This is a genomic window from Maribacter sp., from assembly GCA_020629415.1.
GTDB classification, from domain to species: domain Bacteria; phylum Bacteroidota; class Bacteroidia; order Flavobacteriales; family Flavobacteriaceae; genus Maribacter; species Maribacter huludaoensis.
On sequence record JAHDDL010000001.1, the window covers coordinates 243,093 to 262,200 of the forward strand.

General features: G+C 36.5%; 15 protein-coding genes. 9 read left to right on the forward strand and 6 right to left on the reverse strand.

The window, feature by feature from the left end:
- The 4 genes from QZ657_RS01135 to QZ657_RS01150 form a co-directional block, all read right to left on the reverse strand.
- The gene (locus QZ657_RS01135; RefSeq protein WP_276470747.1) at positions 1-465 is read right to left on the reverse strand and encodes an IPExxxVDY family protein; all 465 of its coding nucleotides are present in this window, start codon (positions 463-465) and stop codon (positions 1-3) included.
- Positions 466-580: 115 nt separating this feature from the next.
- The gene (rnc, locus tag QZ657_RS01140; RefSeq protein ID WP_291959708.1) at positions 581-1,315 is read right to left on the reverse strand and encodes a ribonuclease III; all 735 of its coding nucleotides are present in this window, start codon (positions 1,313-1,315) and stop codon (positions 581-583) included.
- Positions 1,316-1,323: 8 nt separating this feature from the next.
- Positions 1,324-2,574 (reverse strand): beta-ketoacyl-ACP synthase II, encoded by a 1,251-nt coding sequence (fabF, locus tag QZ657_RS01145; RefSeq protein WP_276470745.1) that lies wholly within the window; start codon positions 2,572-2,574, stop codon positions 1,324-1,326.
- A 107-nt stretch (positions 2,575-2,681) separates the two neighbouring features.
- Complete coding sequence (locus tag QZ657_RS01150; RefSeq protein WP_008269813.1) at positions 2,682-2,915, reverse strand: acyl carrier protein; 234 nt, start codon at positions 2,913-2,915, stop codon at positions 2,682-2,684.
- Between the two features lie 289 nt (positions 2,916-3,204).
- Between QZ657_RS01150 and QZ657_RS01155 the strand changes: the two genes are divergently transcribed.
- From QZ657_RS01155 to QZ657_RS01170, 4 genes are all read left to right on the forward strand, one after another.
- Complete coding sequence (locus tag QZ657_RS01155; RefSeq protein ID WP_291964411.1) at positions 3,205-3,780, forward strand: phosphoribosylglycinamide formyltransferase; 576 nt, start codon at positions 3,205-3,207, stop codon at positions 3,778-3,780.
- Positions 3,780-4,415: a ribonuclease H family protein gene (locus QZ657_RS01160; protein WP_291959713.1), complete on the forward strand. Its 636-nt coding sequence runs from the start codon at positions 3,780-3,782 to the stop codon at positions 4,413-4,415. Before QZ657_RS01155 ends, QZ657_RS01160 begins: the two co-directional genes overlap by 1 nt.
- Before the next feature lie 114 nt (positions 4,416-4,529).
- Entirely contained in the window at positions 4,530-5,456 is a 927-nt protein-coding gene (locus tag QZ657_RS01165; protein ID WP_058104737.1) for a PfkB family carbohydrate kinase, read from the forward strand.
- Between the two features lie 46 nt (positions 5,457-5,502).
- Complete coding sequence (locus tag QZ657_RS01170) at positions 5,503-7,401, forward strand: amidophosphoribosyltransferase (protein WP_291959715.1); 1,899 nt, start codon at positions 5,503-5,505, stop codon at positions 7,399-7,401.
- A gap of 1,066 nt (positions 7,402-8,467) precedes the next feature.
- Here QZ657_RS01170 and QZ657_RS01175 read toward each other — a convergent pair.
- On the reverse strand, positions 8,468-9,076 hold the full coding sequence (locus tag QZ657_RS01175) for a superoxide dismutase (RefSeq protein ID WP_291964413.1): 609 nt from the start codon (positions 9,074-9,076) through the stop codon (positions 8,468-8,470).
- Between the two features lie 119 nt (positions 9,077-9,195).
- Here QZ657_RS01175 and QZ657_RS01180 point away from each other — a divergent pair, with 119 nt between their 5' ends.
- The 4 genes from QZ657_RS01180 (at position 9,196) to QZ657_RS01195 (ending at position 17,762) form a co-directional block, all read left to right on the forward strand.
- On the forward strand, positions 9,196-12,291 hold the full coding sequence (locus QZ657_RS01180) for a UvrD-helicase domain-containing protein (protein ID WP_291964415.1): 3,096 nt from the start codon (positions 9,196-9,198) through the stop codon (positions 12,289-12,291).
- A 6-nt stretch (positions 12,292-12,297) separates the two neighbouring features.
- Entirely contained in the window at positions 12,298-13,491 is a 1,194-nt protein-coding gene (kbl, locus tag QZ657_RS01185) for a glycine C-acetyltransferase (RefSeq protein WP_291964417.1), read from the forward strand.
- Positions 13,492-13,604: 113 nt separating this feature from the next.
- A complete protein-coding gene (locus QZ657_RS01190) occupies positions 13,605-14,948 on the forward strand; it encodes an OmpA family protein (protein ID WP_291962977.1) in 1,344 nt (447 codons plus the stop codon).
- A 72-nt stretch (positions 14,949-15,020) separates the two neighbouring features.
- Entirely contained in the window at positions 15,021-17,762 is a 2,742-nt protein-coding gene (locus QZ657_RS01195; protein ID WP_291964419.1) for a PD-(D/E)XK nuclease family protein, read from the forward strand.
- A gap of 2 nt (positions 17,763-17,764) precedes the next feature.
- On the opposite strand, the gene QZ657_RS01200 is transcribed toward QZ657_RS01195, so the two are convergent.
- Positions 17,765-18,475, reverse strand: a complete 711-nt coding sequence (locus QZ657_RS01200; protein WP_074670583.1) for an SDR family oxidoreductase — start codon at positions 18,473-18,475, stop codon at positions 17,765-17,767.
- A 115-nt stretch (positions 18,476-18,590) separates the two neighbouring features.
- Here QZ657_RS01200 and QZ657_RS01205 point away from each other — a divergent pair.
- Positions 18,591-19,108 (forward strand): MFS transporter (locus tag QZ657_RS01205; RefSeq protein ID WP_291964421.1); only part of this gene is annotated, 518 nt, incomplete at its 3' end.

Here is a 19,108-nt window from a genome sequence, read left to right on the forward strand (position 1 = left end):
TTAAAAAATTAGATTGTTCTTTGATTTTAGTTTGTCAGTACTTATTTCATATGCTGCCATGACCCTAGGCAACATTAGTATATTTTTTATGAAGGAGTTTATATCAACTTCCTTATCCGTTTCAATTTTTATAAGGTAATCAACATCCTTATACTCAGGTATGAGCCTTGGCATTTTATATGTTGTTTCATTCTTAAATAAATCGTCATGAACTATGAGTTCCTTTTCAGTACTATGATTGGCAATCAATACCCAATACATATCATTATACTCATCTTCCCATTCAAAAATGGGAAACGATTTGTTTTCATCAAGAATATAATTTTTTTTTGCTCTTACAAATTTTGCCTTTAGAGTTTTGTTCAAGCCATAGGCCAATGAAAAATCTTCTAAGGTAGTGTGTAAAGCTATAAGGCTAAAAGATTCATCATAAAAATCCTCATTTATTTTATAAGTCGTAGCCATACCTCAACAAAACGGTAAATATAGAACTTCTATGCTATAAAGCCTAGTTAGATAAATTGATAAAAACACATTAAAAGTTATTAAAATGTTAGCTTTTTATCATTTTGTTAAATGATTAGCTACCCATTTTATCCTGTAAGGCAAAAAATGCTCTTTTTGACGCTCTCTCTTCAGCTTTCTTTTTTGAGGTTGCCCTTGCCTTGGCAACTACATCTCCACCTATGGAGAGTTTTACGGCAAAATGCTTAAGGGGATCATTGCCCGTATCTTCATAAACATCAAAATCGAAAGATTTCTTTTTCTTTTGACACCATTCGATTACCAAACTCTTGTAACTAATGACCCTACCTTCTAGTTGCTCAATATCAACATAAGGATCTACTACTCTCTTGTAAATAAATTTTTCACAATACTTATAGCCACGATCTAAGTAAATTGCGCCAACTAAAGCTTCAAAGACGTTGCCATGGATATTTTGACCAAAGTGAGATTTTGGTATTCTACTTTCCACAAAATTTATAAGTCCAAGATCTTTTCCTAACTCGTTCAAGTGCTCCCTACTTACAATTTTAGAACGCATTTTAGTTAAATAACCTTCATCACCTGCAGGTACCTCGCTATATAAATGTTTAGATATTATAGTGCCTAGCATTGAATCTCCCAAAAACTCTAGACGCTCATAATTCATAGGATTACCTTTGTCGTCCTTTTTATTCATGGACCTATGAAGAAAGGCTTTTTTATATATGGACAAGGTCTTAGGTTTAAAACCTAAAATTTTAGTTATTCCCCAAAAAAAATCCCCATCCTCCTTTGGATGGGAATTAAATAAGTTTGAGGGAAATGACATAAAACTAATTAATCTATTTTTTTGAAAACCACACATGCATTGTGTCCGCCAAAGCCAAATGTGTTGCTCATGGCAACTTTTACATCTCGTTTTTGAGCTTTGTTCAATGTTAGGTTTAAACTAGGATCTATATTTTCATCTACCGTGGTGTGGTTTATAGTTGGTGGCACCATACCATGTTCCATAGCCAATATCGATGCTATTGCTTCGATAGCGCCCGCTGCTCCTAGCAGGTGACCGGTCATAGATTTTGTAGAATTAATATTTATTTTCTTTGCGTGCTCACCAAAAACTTTGGTTATTGCCTTAAGTTCCGCAACATCGCCCAAAGGTGTTGAAGTACCATGTGTATTAATAGCATCTACATCTTCAATGGACATACCTGCATCCCTTAGACAGTTTTCCATTACTCTAACAACCCCAATACCATCTGGGTGCGGAGCCGTCATATGGTAAGCATCACTTGACATACCGCCACCTGCAACTTCCGCATATATTTTAGCACCTCTGGCAACGGCATGCTCATACTCTTCAAGAACCAAGGCTCCTGCACCTTCACCTAGAACAAAACCATCCCTGGTTGCATCAAAAGGTCTAGAAGCTGTCTCAGGACTATCGTTTCTTGTTGATAATGCGTGCATTGCACCAAAACCTCCCATACCAGCAATAGTTACCGCAGCTTCACTACCACCTGTTACAATGACGTCACAATGACCCAATCGTATATAGTTCAATGCATCTATCATTGCATTTGCCGATGATGCACAAGCGGAAACGGTGGTATAATTAGGTCCCATAAAACCATGCTTAATGGATATGTTACCCGGGGCAATATCAGCGATCATTTTTGGAATAAAGAACGGATTGAATCTTGGTGTACCGTCTCCGTTGGCAAAATTCATTACCTCGTTCTGAAAAGTTTCCAAACCTCCAATACCCGCTCCCCAAATAACACCTACGCGAAATTTATCTAGTTTCTCTAAATCTAATTTAGAATCACGAATAGCTTCATCTGATGATACAAGTGCGTACTGCGCAAATCTATCCAGCTTACGGCCTTCTTTTCTATCAAAGTGATCTTCTGTCTTGTAATTCTTAAGCTCACAAGCGAATTTTACTTTGAACTTTTCTGTATCATAATAAGTAATGGGCGCTGATCCACTTTTACCGTTTACCAAAGCATCCCAATACTCTTCAATATTATTACCTATTGGGGTAAGTGCCCCCAAACCTGTAACTACAACTCGCTTTAACTGCATTTAACTTTGTATTTGTTTAAATCTAAACCAAGCGTAAATTAAAAAAAATTATCCATGCGGAGCATTTACCACATGGATAATTTGAATTCTATTTAAGAAAACATGTTTTACTTAGCTTCTTCTATATAGCTGATGGCTTGACCAACAGTTGCGATATTCTCAGCTTGATCGTCTGGAATTTGAATATCAAATTCTTTTTCGAACTCCATTATCAACTCTACCGTGTCTAATGAATCTGCGCCTAAATCGTTAGTAAAGCTAGCCTCGGTTACCACTTCGTTCTCATCAACTCCTAATTTATCAACGATGATAGCTTTAACTCTTGATGCAATGTCTGACATAATAATATTTGTTTTAAAAATTTAAATTGAAGGCAAAAATAAAAAACTTTGGTTTAATTACACTAATTGTGGTTAAAATGTATGGTAATTTAATAAAATTAAAGACATGTGCTGTAATTTTGCCGTATTAATATTTTGTTTCGGTAACGTTGATAAAAGGTATTGAAAAGTAGTGAGGTATTAGAACTATACTATTTAATCGTTTTTTTCTAAATTCTGACAAGCTTTAAATTTGCTTTATTTGCCAAACTTAATTTCATTGTTCGTTATCTTATAAAGACCCTTTCTATTGAAAACCAAGAAAATTATTCTTTTTGCCTCAGGTTCTGGATCTAATGTTGAAAACATTGCCAATTATTTTAAGCTTCGCAAAGATGTTACTATATGCTGTGTACTTACCAACAAAAGCGATGCCAAAGTCATTGAACGCTGTAACAGACTTGAAATCAATGCTTTATTTTTTAACAGGCAAGCGTTTTCAAACAGTAATTTTATTCTAGATATGCTACGGTCATTAGAACCCGACCTAATAGTGTTGGCCGGCTTTCTATGGAAAATACCCGAAGCCATTACCAATGCCTTCCCCAATAAGATTATAAACATACACCCTGCCCTATTACCAAAATACGGCGGCAAAGGCATGTACGGTATGCATGTTCATAATGCCGTAAAAGAGGCCAAAGAGACGGAAACCGGTATTACCATCCATTACGTTAATGCACATTATGATGAGGGTGCTATTATACAACAGGCAAAAACCGTAGTAGATCCAAAAGATGCCCCTGAGGATATCGCATCAAAAGTACACCTGTTGGAATATGAATTTTTTCCAAAGGTCATAGACGAATTATTATCTAAACAGTAATGGGTAAAAAGAAAAAGTTCTATGTTGTTTGGAAGGGTAAAAAGCCGGGTATTTATGAAACATGGAAAGAATGTAAAAAATCCATCGACGGCCATGCCGGTGCCGAATACAAATCATTTGAATCTTTTGAGGTAGCCAAAAAGGCATATAACGGTACTTACGCAGATTTTAAGGGAAAGAAAAAAACAACATCTACTTTATCCAAAGAAGAACTTTTAAAAATAGGCCTGCCAAATTATCATTCTATTTCTGTTGATGCTGCTTCTAGCGGTAACCCCGGCGTTATGGAATATCAGGGTGTAGACACCAAAACACGTAAAAAACTATTTAAACAGGGTCCTTTTCCGCAGGGCACCAATAACATTGGGGAGTTTTTAGCCTTGGTGCACGGATTGGCATTTTTAAAAGAACGAAATAGCGATCGTATTATCTACACAGATTCCAGAACCGCAATGAGCTGGGTGCGAAAAAAGAAATGTAACACCAAGCTAACGGCATCTACTAAAAATAAAAACCTTTTTGAACTTATAACAAGGGCTGAAGATTGGCTTAAGAAGAACACCTATACTACCGTTATTGTAAAATGGGAGACGAAAGCCTGGGGAGAAATTCCTGCCGATTTTGGTAGGAAATAATTGGCATTTTATATCAACAATTCGTCTTTGATAACTATTACAATTTGTATTCGATAAACCGTTTTAATTAGCTTTTCAAAATCGTATATTTGCAGCTTAAATTTTTTCACATTTATGGGCAAGCTTTTAATAGTAGGTACTGTCGCTTTTGATGCAATAGAAACTCCTTTTGGTAAAACGGATAAAATATTGGGCGGCGCAGCTACCTATATTGGCTTAGCGGCATCTCAATTTGATGTTGATTCAGCTATCATTTCTATTGTAGGTGATGACATGCCTAAAGAATATTTAGACCTTTTAACCGATCGCGGTATTGACATTTCTGCATTGGAAATTGTTGAGGGCGGTAAAACCTTTTATTGGAAAGGAAAATACCACAACGACTTAAATACCAGAGACACCTTGGTAACGGAGTTAAATACTTTAGAGGACTTCAACCCTGTTGTACCGGAAAGTTATAATGATGCAGATGTGGTTATGCTTGGGAACCTTCACCCAATTGTTCAAATGGGCGTTATCAACCAGATGAAAAAGCGACCAAAACTAATAGTATTGGATACCATGAATTTTTGGATGGACAATGCTTTAGATGATTTAATGAACGTTATTAAACATATAGATGTAATAACCATTAATGATGAAGAGGCCAGACAATTAACCGGTGAATATTCCTTGGTTAAGGCTGCGCAAAAGATTTTTACCATGGGACCTAAGTATGTAGTGATCAAAAAAGGAGAGCATGGCGCACTTTTGTTCAATGAAGACCAGATCTTTTTTGCACCGGCGTTACCTTTAGAAGAAGTATTTGATCCTACTGGTGCCGGAGATACCTTTGCCGGAGGTTTTTCAGGCTATTTGGCAGCAAGCGGTGATAGCTCTTTTGAGAATATGAAAAAGGCAATTATACACGGTTCTAATCTGGCATCCTTTAGTGTAGAGAAATTTGGAGCGGAAAGAATGTTGCAGTTAGACCGAAAAGAAATTAGAGAAAGACTGCATCAGTTCAAAAAATTGACCCAGTTTGACATAGAATTACAATAATCCCCTAGCCCCAAAATATTTTGGGGTTTTTTTAATACCAAAAACAATGAGTGACGCAATTAAGCATGAGTGTGGTATTTCTGTAATACGGTTATTAAAACCTTTAGAGTATTACAAGGAAAAGTATGGAACAGCATTTTATGGTGTAAATAAAATGTACTTAATGATGGAAAAACAACATAACCGTGGTCAAGACGGTGCAGGTTTTGCCAGCATTAAATTAGATGTAAAAGCAGGGGAACGCTACATGAGCCGTGTTCGTTCTTGTCAGCAACAGCCTATACAGGACATTTTTGCACAAATTAATGATCGTATCAATACCGAGATGAAAGAGCATCCGGAGTATGAGCATGATGTTGCCTTGCAAAAAAAGAACATACCTTATATAGGTGAACTCCTTTTAGGCCATGTGCGTTATGGTACTTTTGGCAAAAATAGCATTGAGAGCGTTCATCCTTTTTTAAGACAGAACAACTGGATGCACCGTAACTTAATTGTTGCCGGTAATTTTAATATGACCAATGTTCATGAGCTTTTTGACAACCTGGTTCAACTTGGCCAGCATCCTAAAGAAATGGCAGATACCGTTACGGTAATGGAGAAAATAGGTCATTTCCTTGATGATGCCGTTGCTAAACTATATAAGCAGATAAAAAAAGAAGGATATACCAAACAACAAGCTTCGCCCATTATTGCAGAACGTTTAAAGGTCTACAAGATATTAAAAAGGGCCGCCAAGAATTTTGATGGTGGTTATGCCATGGCAGGTTTGTTAGGCCATGGTGATGCTTTTGTCTTGCGGGATCCTAGTGGTATTAGACCCGCTTATTATTACAGGGATGATGAAGTTGTTGTAGTGGCCTCAGAAAGACCTGCTATACAAACGGTATTCAACGTACCTTATGATGAGGTAAAAGAACTTGACCCTGGTGCCGCCATTATCATTAAAAAGAACGGTACCAGTGCCATTCACCAAATTCAGGAACCTAAAGAACGCAAAGCATGTTCTTTTGAACGTATTTACTTTTCTAGAGGTAGTGATAAGGAGATTTACCAAGAACGTAAAGCTTTAGGTAAATTGGTATTTCCACAGATATTGGAATCTATAAATGAGGATATCAAGAACACTGTATTCTCTTATATACCAAATACTGCAGAAACTTCTTTTTACGGTATGGTAAAAGAGGCCCAAAACTATTTGAACCAGAAAAAAGAAGAACAAATACTTGCATTAGGTCCTGCAATTACCGGCGAGCAACTTCATGAAATACTAGAGGTTCGTCCAAGAATTGAAAAAGTAGCCATTAAAGATGCCAAGCTAAGAACCTTTATTACGCAAGATAGTAGTAGGGATGATCTAGTTGCCCATGTATATGACATTTCTTATGGTTCTGTAAAAAAAGGTGATAACCTAGTTATTATAGATGATAGCATAGTTCGTGGTACAACACTTAAAAAGAGTATACTAAGAATATTGGATAGGCTATCACCTAAGAAGATAATCGTGGTATCATCGGCACCACAAATTAGATACCCGGATTGTTATGGTATAGACATGGCAAAATTAGAGGACTTTATAGCTTTTAAAGCAGCATTGGCTTTGCATGAAGACAATAACTCCATGCATATTGTGGAAGAAATCTATCAAAAATGTTTGACCCAAGTCAATAGCCATGATAATGACGTCATTAACTACGTGAAAGAATTCTATGCTCCTTTTAGCGCCAAGGAAATTTCTAAGAAAACAGGAGAACTATTAAGTCCTGAAGGGATAAACGCAGAAGTTTCTATTATTTACCAAACTATTGAAAACTTACATGAAGCCTGTCCTAAAAATTTGGGAGATTGGTATTTTACCGGTAATTACCCTACCCCAGGTGGAAATAGAGTGGTCAACAGAGCATTTATCAATTTCTATGAAGGCAACAATGAACGCGCATATTAAATAATATTTCGATGAAATACATTCAATTCATGTATTTCATCGATGATAATGGTATTTTATCGACTGGATGGTCGAATTGGCTTAACCCTCTTTACTTTTAAAGCTACCATAGCATAAGTAGGTTAAGTTCATGGTAAGATTTGGGGCAAAAAAGGTGGAGTTTTCTCCGCCTTTTTTATTTTGGGACATTTAGGAGACCACCGTATTGTAATCCAATTCTTCACATTAGCCTCTTTAACGTTATTAAAAGACGTTCAGCCAATACCTTTTATATTTCTTAACAAGCCTATTACATTTACGAAACCATAGCATAAGTAGGTTAAGTTCATGGTAAGATTTGGGGAAAAAGGCGGAGCTATGCTCCGTCTTTTTATTTTATGCCAATTGCTATCTCAACCAAAATGCTTAAAACACCCATAATTATTAAATCTAGTAGTACAACCTAAGTTTGTGACATACAACGATCAGCTTTTTATAAAACAATGAACGCATATATATTTACAGGACCATAGCATAAGTAGGTTAAGTTCATGGTAAGATTTGGGGAAAAGACGGAGCTATGCTTCGTCTTTTTATTTTACACCAACTTCTATTGCATCCTCAACACTAAAAAACATCCTCAATATTTTATTCCAGTAATACAACCTAAGTTTGTGAAGTACAACGATTAGCTTTTAATAAAACAATGAACACATATATATTTACAGGACCATAGCATAAGTAGGTTAAGTTCATGGTAAGATTTGGGGAAAAGACGGAGCTATGCTTCGTCTTTTTATTTTATACCAATTGGCTTATAAAACAGCTAGTTACCCCTTATAGCCCACCCCTGTAAAAACATCAGCACATAAATAAAAGTTGATTTTTTTCATAAAAATCCTTTTTTTATTTACTCAATACCAGTAATTTAGTCTCGCCATAGCATAAGTAGGTTAAGTTTATGGTAAGATTTGGGACGAAAAGGGTGGAGACTTCTCCGCCCTTTTCTATTTTAAAAACAAAAAAACCACCCATGAAAATTTCATAAGTGGTTTCCTACAAGATAGTTAGGAATTACTATACTATCTTATTTGTTACTAGCGTATCTTTTAGATACTTCGTCCCAGTTAATGATATTGAAAAAAGCTTCAATATATTCTGGTCTCTTATTTTGGTAATTTAAGTAATATGCATGCTCCCAAACATCTAATCCTAAGATAGGTTGTCCTCCACATTCAACACCTGGCATTAAAGGATTGTCTTGATTAGGAGTAGAACAAACTTCTACTTTACCCCCTTCATGAACACATAACCATGCCCATCCAGAACCAAATCTAGTACCTGCCGCTGCAGTGAATTTATTTTTGAATTCTTCAAAAGAACCAAAAGCACTATCAATTGCAGTTGCTAATTCCCCACTTGGCTTTCCGCCACCGTTTGGTGATAAAATTGTCCAGAATAATGAGTGGTTATAAAATCCACCGCCATTATTTCTAACAGCACCGTTACTCATATCCAAACCAGTTAAAATATCTTCTATAGATTTACCATCCAAGTCTGTACCTTCAATAGCGGCATTTAACTTACTTGTATATCCGTTGTGATGTTTTGTATGATGTATTTCCATAGTCCTAGCATCAATATGAGGCTCAAGAGCATCATAAGCGTAAGGCAATTTTGGTAGTTCAAAAGCCATAATTTATGTGTTTTTAGATTAATATTAATAGTATTTCAAAGTTACGGATTTTAACATTTATATTCACGTAATAATTTGTTAAGAACTGTACAGGATTCCTTAATTTGCGGTAAAAATCTGTGTCAAGTAATTCTTTTACCATATACAATGCTTCTGCGGGATCCGGCAAAACCTATGCCCTTGCCAAGGTATACTTGAAAATTATACTGGCTTCTCCTCAAAATTTCAGAAAGATATTGGCCATTACATTTACCAATAAAGCGGTAAATGAAATGAAGCACAGAATATTGAACAGTTTGTTCGAATTTGCCAACACTACGTCTGTTGAAAATGCAAATCCATTATTCAACGACATATTAAATGAAACCGATTATACCTTTGAAGAACTTCCTGCCCTAAGTAAACTGCGATTAAAGCAAATTTTGCATAACTACGCTTTTTTTGACATTTCTACCATTGATAAGTTTACCCATAGGCTTATTAGAACCTTTGCGAAAGATTTAAAGATTCCTCAGAATTTTGAAGTGGTACTAGATGTGGACCTACTATTACAAGAAGCGGTTGAGCGCATAATCAGTAAAGCAGGCGAAGATCCTGAATTTACCAAAGTACTGCTAGATTTTGCCCTTGAAAAAATTGAAGATGACCGTAGTTGGGATATTGGATTTGATCTTTTAAAAATAGGAAAGCTCATATTCGACGAAAACAACGCAGAACATTTAAAACAATTAAAAGATGTTGAATTAAGCGACTTCTTAAAATTACAAAGCCATCTAAAAAAACAAAACAAAAATCTGGAGAAGCGTATTGTTGAACTTGCCAGCGCTTCTATAGCTACTATCACTGCATCTGGATTAGACTTTAAAGATTTCCCCAGGGAAACATTGCCTAACCACTTTAAAAAGATAATTGCCGGCAACTTTACGCCTACCCAACTTTACAATAATAAACTAGGGGATAATTTAACTGATGGAAAAATAGTAAAAGCAACGGTTAAAAATGTACCAGATGATTTAGCTCCACAATTACTTCATAACTATCAAGGCATAAAAGAGCTTATTTACAAAAGGGGGTTATATTCAAACATCAATAGAAACATTGTTCCTTTTGCACTTTTAAATGCTATTCAAAAAGAGCTGAAAATCATTCAAGAAGAAAAAGACCAATTGTCTATTTCAGAATTTAATACACTTATTGCCAAAGAGGTCAAAGATCAACCAGCTCCGTTCATTTACGAAAGACTCGGCGAAAAATACCGTCATTATTTTATTGATGAATTTCAAGATACTTCGCAAATGCAATGGGAAAATCTTATTCCGTTGATCGGCAATGCCATGGAGGGCGAAGATGAACTTGGTAGTACCGGATCTTTATTTTTGGTTGGCGACCCCAAACAAGCCATTTACAGATGGCGTGGCGGCAAAGCAGAACAATTTCTAGAATTGGCAACACACCAAAGCCATCCGTTTACAGTACAATCCGATCTTGTTACCTTACCCAAAAACTATAGAAGCTACTCAGAAGTCATTAACTTCAACAATAACTTCTTTCAAAGTATTAGTCCGTTTTTAGAAAACGACATTTACCAAGAATTCTTTAAAATTGGCAACACACAAGAAACCAACCAAAAAGAAGGTGGCTATGTACAAATCTCATTATTGGAAGAAGATACTGATGAAGAGTACGCAGCAAGTACGTTGGCAACAATTCAACAATGCCTGGAAAATGGGTATACCTATAGTGACATCTGTATTATCATAAGAAAGAAAAAGCATGGCCTGGTACTGGCAGATTTTTTAATGCAGCATGAAATACCCGTTGTTTCTTCAGATTCATTACTGCTCAGTGAAAGTGCCAAAGCTATTTTCTTGGTGCAGCTTATTCGGTATATGGTCCAGCCTACGGAGCTAGAGATCCAATATGAGATTTTGAATTTTCTATCTGAAGGAAAAAAAGACAAACATGCATATATCTTTGAAAACCTAGAAAAGCTAGATGAACATTTATTGGAAGCATACGGGTTCAATGCTTCTAAGCTAAGGCAAGCATCGGTTTTTGACGGATTGGCTTATGCCATTAAAACTTTTGACCTTATTCCTACTTCAGACGCACACCTTTCCGCTTTTATGGACCTTGTTTTTGACATTGAACAAAAATATGGTTCAGATATGCAATCGTTTTTAGATTATTGGGACAAGAAAGGAAACTCGGCAAGTATCAGTACACCAGAAAATATGGAATCGGTACAGATCATGACCATTCACAAATCTAAAGGACTAGAATTTCCGGTTGTTATTTTTCCGTATGCCGATTCAAATGTGTTCGAAGAAATTGACCCTAAATTATGGCTTCCGGTAAACAAAGAAGAGTTTCTTGGTTTTTCAGAAGTACTTATCAATAAAAAGCAAGAAGTTCAAGAATATGGCGAATTGGAATCTTTGCTGTATGAAATAGACCATCAGAAATTACAATTAGATGCTTTCAACCTATTATATGTAGTTCTTACCAGAGCGGTCAATGCCCTATATATTATAAGTGCCAATAAACTTGATAAAAAAGGAGAACACAATACCAATTACTATTCTGGGTTATTCATTCATTTCCTTAAAAGTATTGGGGAATATCAACAAGATAAACTAACATATGACTTTGGCGTATTTATGCCAAAAGCTTCTAAACAGCAATCTAGTACAGACCAGTTAACTATACCTTATATATATACCAATAAAGATAGACCAGATTTTAAGATTCTTGCCCTGGCAGGTACTTTATGGGACGAAGGTCTGGATGTAGCCCTTAACCAAGGTAACGTAATACATTATATATTAAGCGTTATCTACACTACGGCCGATTTAGATAGAGCTGTACAAATGGCGCTACAAAAAGGATTGATCAAAGAACAAGAAGTTAACGGTATTAAGGAAATTGTAAAAAAGGTCATCTTTCATAAAAATTTGACGAAATTTTACCAAAACGATGTAGAGGTATTAAATGAACGAGACCTATTATTGGCCGATGGTAATGTTCAAAGACCGGACAGGGTCGTTTTAAAAAACAATCATGCTACCATTATTGACTATAAAACCGGGGAACAAAGCCCTAAATATCATCAACAGATAAATGCATATGCCCAGAGTTTTTCAAATATGGGCTACACGATCGATCATAAAATTATTGTATACATTAATACAGAAATAGAATTAGATTATATATAAAGGAATATGTACGGAAAAATCAAGCAACATTTACAGCAAGAAATTGAGAACATTAAAAACGACGGTCTCTTTAAAGAAGAACGGGTTATTGTCTCTCCACAAGATGCCGTTATTAAAATAGACACCGGACAAGAGGTAATAAACTTTTGCGCCAACAACTATTTGGGCCTTTCATCTCACCCAGAAGTTATACAAGCGGCCAAAGATGCTATGGATACGCATGGCTTTGGTATGTCTTCTGTTCGTTTTATCTGTGGCACCCAGGATATTCACAAAACTTTGGAACAAAAGATCGCTCATTTCTACGGTACCGAAGATACCATTTTGTATGCGGCGGCCTTCGATGCCAATGGCGGCGTATTTGAACCTTTACTTACTGCAGAAGATGCAATCATTTCAGATTCGTTGAACCATGCCTCAATCATAGATGGTGTTCGTTTATGTAAAGCAAAACGTTATAGATATGCCAATAGTGATATGGCAGACCTAGAGGCGCAGTTGATAAAAGCAAACGAAGACGGCACACGATTTAAAATCATTGTTACTGACGGTGTATTCTCTATGGACGGTATTATAGCTCCGCTAGATCAAATTTGCGATCTGGCCGATAAGTATGATGCCTTGGTTATGATCGATGAATGCCATGCCACCGGTTTCATAGGCGAAAAGGGAAAAGGAACCTTAGAGGAAAAAGGAGTAATGGGCAGAATAGACATTATTACGGGAACCTTGGGCAAGGCACTAGGTGGCGCCATGGGCGGATACACTACGGGTAAAAAAGAAATTATAACCTTGCTTAGACAGAGGTCTAGACCGTACCTGTTTTCAAATTCTTTGGCTCCGGCAATTGTAGGGGCATCTATAAAGGTATTTGATATGTTAGAGAACGACACTTCTTTGAGAGATACGTTGCAAGAAAATACCGCATACTTTAAAGAAGGCATTAAAAACGCGGGGTTTGACATTGTTGACGGAGATTCCGCTATTGTACCCGTAATGTTGTACGATGCCAAGTTATCACAAGATATGGCGAACAGATTATTAGAAAAGGGTATTTATGTTATCGGGTTTTTCTATCCGGTAGTACCAAAAGGCAAGGCACGTATAAGAGTACAACTATCTGCGGCGCATACCAAAGAACATTTAGATGCCGCTATCAAAGCATTTACGGAGGTTGGAAAAGAGCTAAAAATCGTTTAAATGCAATATTTAATCTATTAAATGCATTAAAAAAAATAGGAAATTGATTTTGTTAATAATATTTAACAAGTTACATTTGCAGCTAATAAACACTTAAACTTAAAATTTAATACATGAAACATCTTAGCAAATTATTGGCGGTTGCCCTACTTGTTGTAGGTATCAACAGCATACAAGCGCAAGACGAGAATAACCCTTGGCAAGTGCAATTTGGGGTTAATGCCATTGACGTATATCCAACTTCGGATGTAAGTTCTTTCGGTAACGAATTCTTCAATGTGAACGATCACTGGAACATTTTACCTTCTATATCTTACATAGGAGTATCTAAGTCAATAGGAGATGGTTTCTCTGTTGGTGCTAGAGGTTCTCTTAACAAAATCAGCAAATTAGGTGATACTAGCGTTGACGATTTATCTCACTACGCTATAGATGGTACAATAAAATATGATTTGATCAAAAGACAAACTGTAATCGATCCTTTCGTAGAGATCGGTGGTGGTTACACTTGGGTTGATGAAATTGGAGCTGGAACTGTAAACGGTGGTCTTGGTTTGAACATCTGGTTCACTGAGAACTTAGGTCTTACTTTACAATCTTCTTACAAGCATGCTTTCGAAGATTACGGTGTAAAACATTTCCAACACTTAGCTGGTATCTCAGTTAAATTTGGTGGTACTGATACTGACGGTGACGGTATCTACGATAAAGATGATGCTTGTCCAGAAGTTGCTGGTCTTGAAGCATTCAACGGTTGTCCAGATTCTGACGGTGACGGTATAGAAGACAGCAAAGATGCTTGTCCTAACGAAGCTGGTTCTAAAGAAATGAACGGATGTCCTGATGCTGACGGTGACGGTGTTGCTGATAAAGATGACGCTTGTCCTAACGAAGCTGGTCTTCCTGCTTTAGCTGGTTGTCCTGATGCTGATGGTGACGGTGTTGCCGATAAAGATGACGCTTGTCCTTCTGAAGCTGGTCCTGCTGAAAACAAAGGTTGTCCTTGGGCTGATAAAGACGGTGACGGTGTACTTGACAAAGATGATCAATGTCCAGATGTTGCTGGTACAGTAGCTAACGCTGGTTGTCCTGAAGTAACTGAAGAAGTTCAAAAGCAATTGAACGATTACGCTAGAACTATCTTATTTGATACTGGTAAATCTTCTATCAAAGCTGAGTCTACTTCTGTAATGGTTGACATTATCACAATCCTTAAAGAATACCCTAACGCTAAGTTTACTGTTGAAGGTCATACTGACAGCGTAGGTAGCGAAAAATTAAACCAAAGCCTTTCTGAGTCAAGAGCTCTTTCTGTAAAAGAATTCTTAGTAGACAAAGGAATTGAAGAGTTTAGATTATCTGCTGTAGGTTACGGTGAGTCTAAGCCAATGGCTACAAACAATACAAGAGCTGGTAGAGCTCAAAACAGAAGGGTAGAAATTAACTTAGTAAAATAAGTTTAATAAAAACCTAAGTGTTTTAATAAATAAAAGCTCCGCAATATTGCGGAGCTTTTTTATTTTTACCACATGCAGAGCTTTATAAAAGATGTAGTACAAGAAGTAATCAAGAATAACCCAAATACGGGTAACGTAGTTTTTATACTACCCAGTAAACGTGCCGGTGTTTTCCTTAAAAAAATATTATCACAATCACTTACCCAGACCGTACTTGCGCCTGAAATCTACAGCATAGAAGATTTTATAGAAAAGGTTTCCAATCTGGTTACCGCAAATACTACTACACAATTATTTGAACTCTATAACGCCTATTTAAATATTGGTGATTATGAAAAAGAATCTTTCGATTCTTTCTTAAAATGGGGACAAATACTATTACAAGATTTTAATGAAGTGGACCGCTACTTGGTCAACGCATCTACCTTATACCAAAATGTTGCTGCAATACAAGAGGTCAACCATTGGTCATTAAATACCGATAATTCTGAAATGATCGAAAACTACCTTCATTTCTGGAGGTATTTAGAAGGTATATATCATCAATTTAACAACCGTTTGCTAGAACAAGGACTGGGTCACCAAGGACTCATTTACAAAACCTCTGTTTCTGAATTACCAAATTACCTGGATAGCACTACTAAAAAACATGTATTTATGGGCTTTAACGCCCTAAACACCGCAGAGAGTATTCTTATACAGACTATTTTAGAAAAGACAGATGCCTCAATATATTGGGACATAGACCCTTATTTTCTGCAAGACAACATACATGATGCTGGTTATTTTATACGTAACTATCAAAAAACCTGGAATGTTCTAAAGGACAAACCCTTGGCAGGACTCACCAATTACTACAATACGAAAAAGAATATTGAGATTATTGGTGTACCTAAAAATGTTTCACAAGTAAACTACGTTGGTAATTTGTTGAGTAAAATTCAAGACGAATCTCCAGATGCATTACGTAACGCTGCAATTGTACTTGGTAATGAAGAGCTGTTGAATCCGTTACTGAATTCAATACCCGATACTATTCCTGCCACGAACATTACCATGGGTCAAAAATTGGAATCTACCACATTGGCAAGCTTTTTTACCAACCTTATAGAGTTTCATGAACAAAAAACCGAAAAAGGATGGTTTTACAAGCATTTATTGAATCTATTGACACATTCGTATGCAGTTCTTTTATTTGATGCCAACGAGGTCTCTACAGAGCGTTTGGTTTCAAAGATCAAAACAAATAATTGGTCTTACATTTCCAATACACAAATACGTGAACTACTACCTGAAAATACAGCTATTAACTTACTTTTTGAAGATGTAAAAAATAACCCCCACACGCTCTTGGATAACTTTCTTGCACTAGTTCAAGACATTAGAACTATAGAACTAGTACAACAGAATTCCCTGTTATTAGAACAACTTTATAAATTCTTTACCTTATTTAATCAACTAAAAGATCTTTGTACCAACTTTACTTATATCAACAACCTTAAAAGCCTTAAACATCTGTTCAGCCAATTATTGAGTTCAGAAACTTTGGACTTTCAAGGAAACCCTATAGAAGGCATTCAGATTATGGGGATGTTGGAAAGTAGGTTGTTAGATTTTGAAACCATTATTATTACTTCGGTTAACGAGGGAGTATTGCCATCGGGGAAATCTAATAATTCGTTTATTCCTTTCGACCTGAAAATCAAAAACGGATTACCTACCTACAAAGAGAAAGATGCTGTTTATACCTATCACTTTTATCGATTACTGCAACGCGCCAAAAACGTATATATTCTTTACAATACAGAACCAGATGCCTTGGAAGGTGGTGAACGTAGCAGATTAATTACCCAATTATTGACCGACGACAATAGAACGGATATAAAATCTTTCATTGCCACACCCACTATACAGCCAATTACCAAAAATATACAACAAGTTGAAAAAACAAAGAGCTTACTAGAACTTATTCAGGAAAAAGCTAGAAAAGGGTTTTCACCAAGTTCATTGAGTAATTACATTAGAAACCCAATTGATTTCTATAAGCAGAATCTATTGAACATCAATGAGGCCGTGCAGGTTGAAGAAACCCTTGCCCCCAATACTTTTGGTACTATTGTCCATGATAGCTTAGAAGAGTTGTACACCCCTTTAGTTGGCACAACCCTTACGAAAGAGTCTTTAAACGATATCCGTAAAAATGTAACCACCTCGGTAGCCCGTAACTTTGAAAAAACGTACAAGGAAGGGCACATCAGTTCTGGTAAAAACTATATTTCTTTTCATGTCATCCTCAAGTATATTCAAACATTTATAGATGCGGAAATAACCGCTATTAAAGACCATAGCATTAAAATAATTGCACTAGAACAGTCACTATCAGTACCCTTGGAAATTGCCGGATTGGACTTCCCCATTACATTAAAAGGAAAATTAGACCGTGTTGATGAATTTGATGGCGTTACCCGTATCATAGATTACAAAACAGGCAAGGTAGAACGACGAAATGTTGAACTAATGGATTGGGACGTACTTACGGAAGATTATCAGTTTAGCAAGGCTTTTCAATTGCTTTGCTACGGATTAATGTTTTTTAAAATGCATCCTGCAGATAACTTAACCATTCAAGCAGGTATTATCTCTTTAAAGAATTTTGCGGATGGTACGTTGCTGTTCGCACAAAAAGAAACTGCCCGAGGACCCAAAAATCACCTTATTACCAATGAGGTCATTTCTGATTTCGAGCAGATACTTGGTCAGTTAATTACAGAAATCTGTAATGCCGACATTCCTTTTACTGAAAAAGAAGTCTAAACTTATTTCTTGTCCGGTCTTGTTGGCCTTACCTCTATTTTACTAGGTAAGGTTCTTTCGTTCATCTGCAATAGATCTAACACCAATTCACCAATGTCCTCTGGTTGAATTTTCCATGCATCTTTATCACCTGGCTCATTATGGTTAAAATGTGTTGCTACAGAACCCGGCATTATGGTAGATACTTTTATACCGTACTGTCTAAGATCTAACATTGCAGCTTGTGTAAAGCCTACCACACCAAATTTTGAAGCATTATACCCAGCACCTTGAGCAAAGAAATTGGTACCTGCCAAACTTGCTAGGGTAATATAATAACCTTCTGTTTTCTTGAGGGACGCTACAGATGCCTTTAGAGTATGAAAAACACCACTAAGGTTTACATCTATCATTTGATGCCATTGTTCTTCGGTCATTTCATCTATGGGTGCAAAATTACCAACACCGGCATTTGCCAGAACAACATCTACTTGTCCCCATTTATCCGTTATTTTAGCTACGGCATTTTCTTCGTCTGAAAGTTTAGCGACATTAGATACAATTCCTAAAACATCATCGTTATTAAAATCTTTTAACGCCTGATCTACGCTTTCTTGAGACCTACCGCTAATGGCCACTTTCATGCCTTGACCCAATAATGTTTGCGCTACTGCAAAACCTATTCCCTTAGTGCCTCCTGTTATATACGCTACTTTATTTTTTAAATCTTTCATTGTTTCATTTTTAGATGACCACAAGTTACCAAATCTTATATTTTTTTCTTGTTCTTAAAGATTAAGAATTAACGGTTTTCATTTATTATATTTAAGTACAACTTAACACTCAACAATGAACAGAATTATCGTTTGGTCAATTACCGTGGCCCTCGCAGGATTTTTATTTGGTTTTGACACCGTTGTCATCAGCGGTGCCAATGAACCCATTAAACAAATTTGGAACACATCACCTTTATTTCATGGCACCTTTATCATGAGTATGGCGCTCTGGGGTACCGTAGTAGGCTCTCTTTTTGGTGGCATTCCCACCAAAAACCTAGGGCGTAAGAAAACGCTGTTATGGGTAGGTATTCTATTTCTGGTCTCCGCACTTGGCTCTGCCTTGGCGCAAGATCCATATTCATTTTCCCTATTCCGTTTCATTGGTGGTGTAGGTGTCGGTATTTCTTCGGTTGCCGCTCCTATTTACATTTCTGAAATTACAACTAAGGAGAACCGTGGAAAGCTTGGCGGACTTTACCAATTTTGGTTGGTATTCGGTATTTTGATCGCCTTTGTATCTAACTGGTTGTTAAAAGGTTTTGATGGTGCAAATGATTGGCGTTGGATGCTTGGTGTAGAAGCCATACC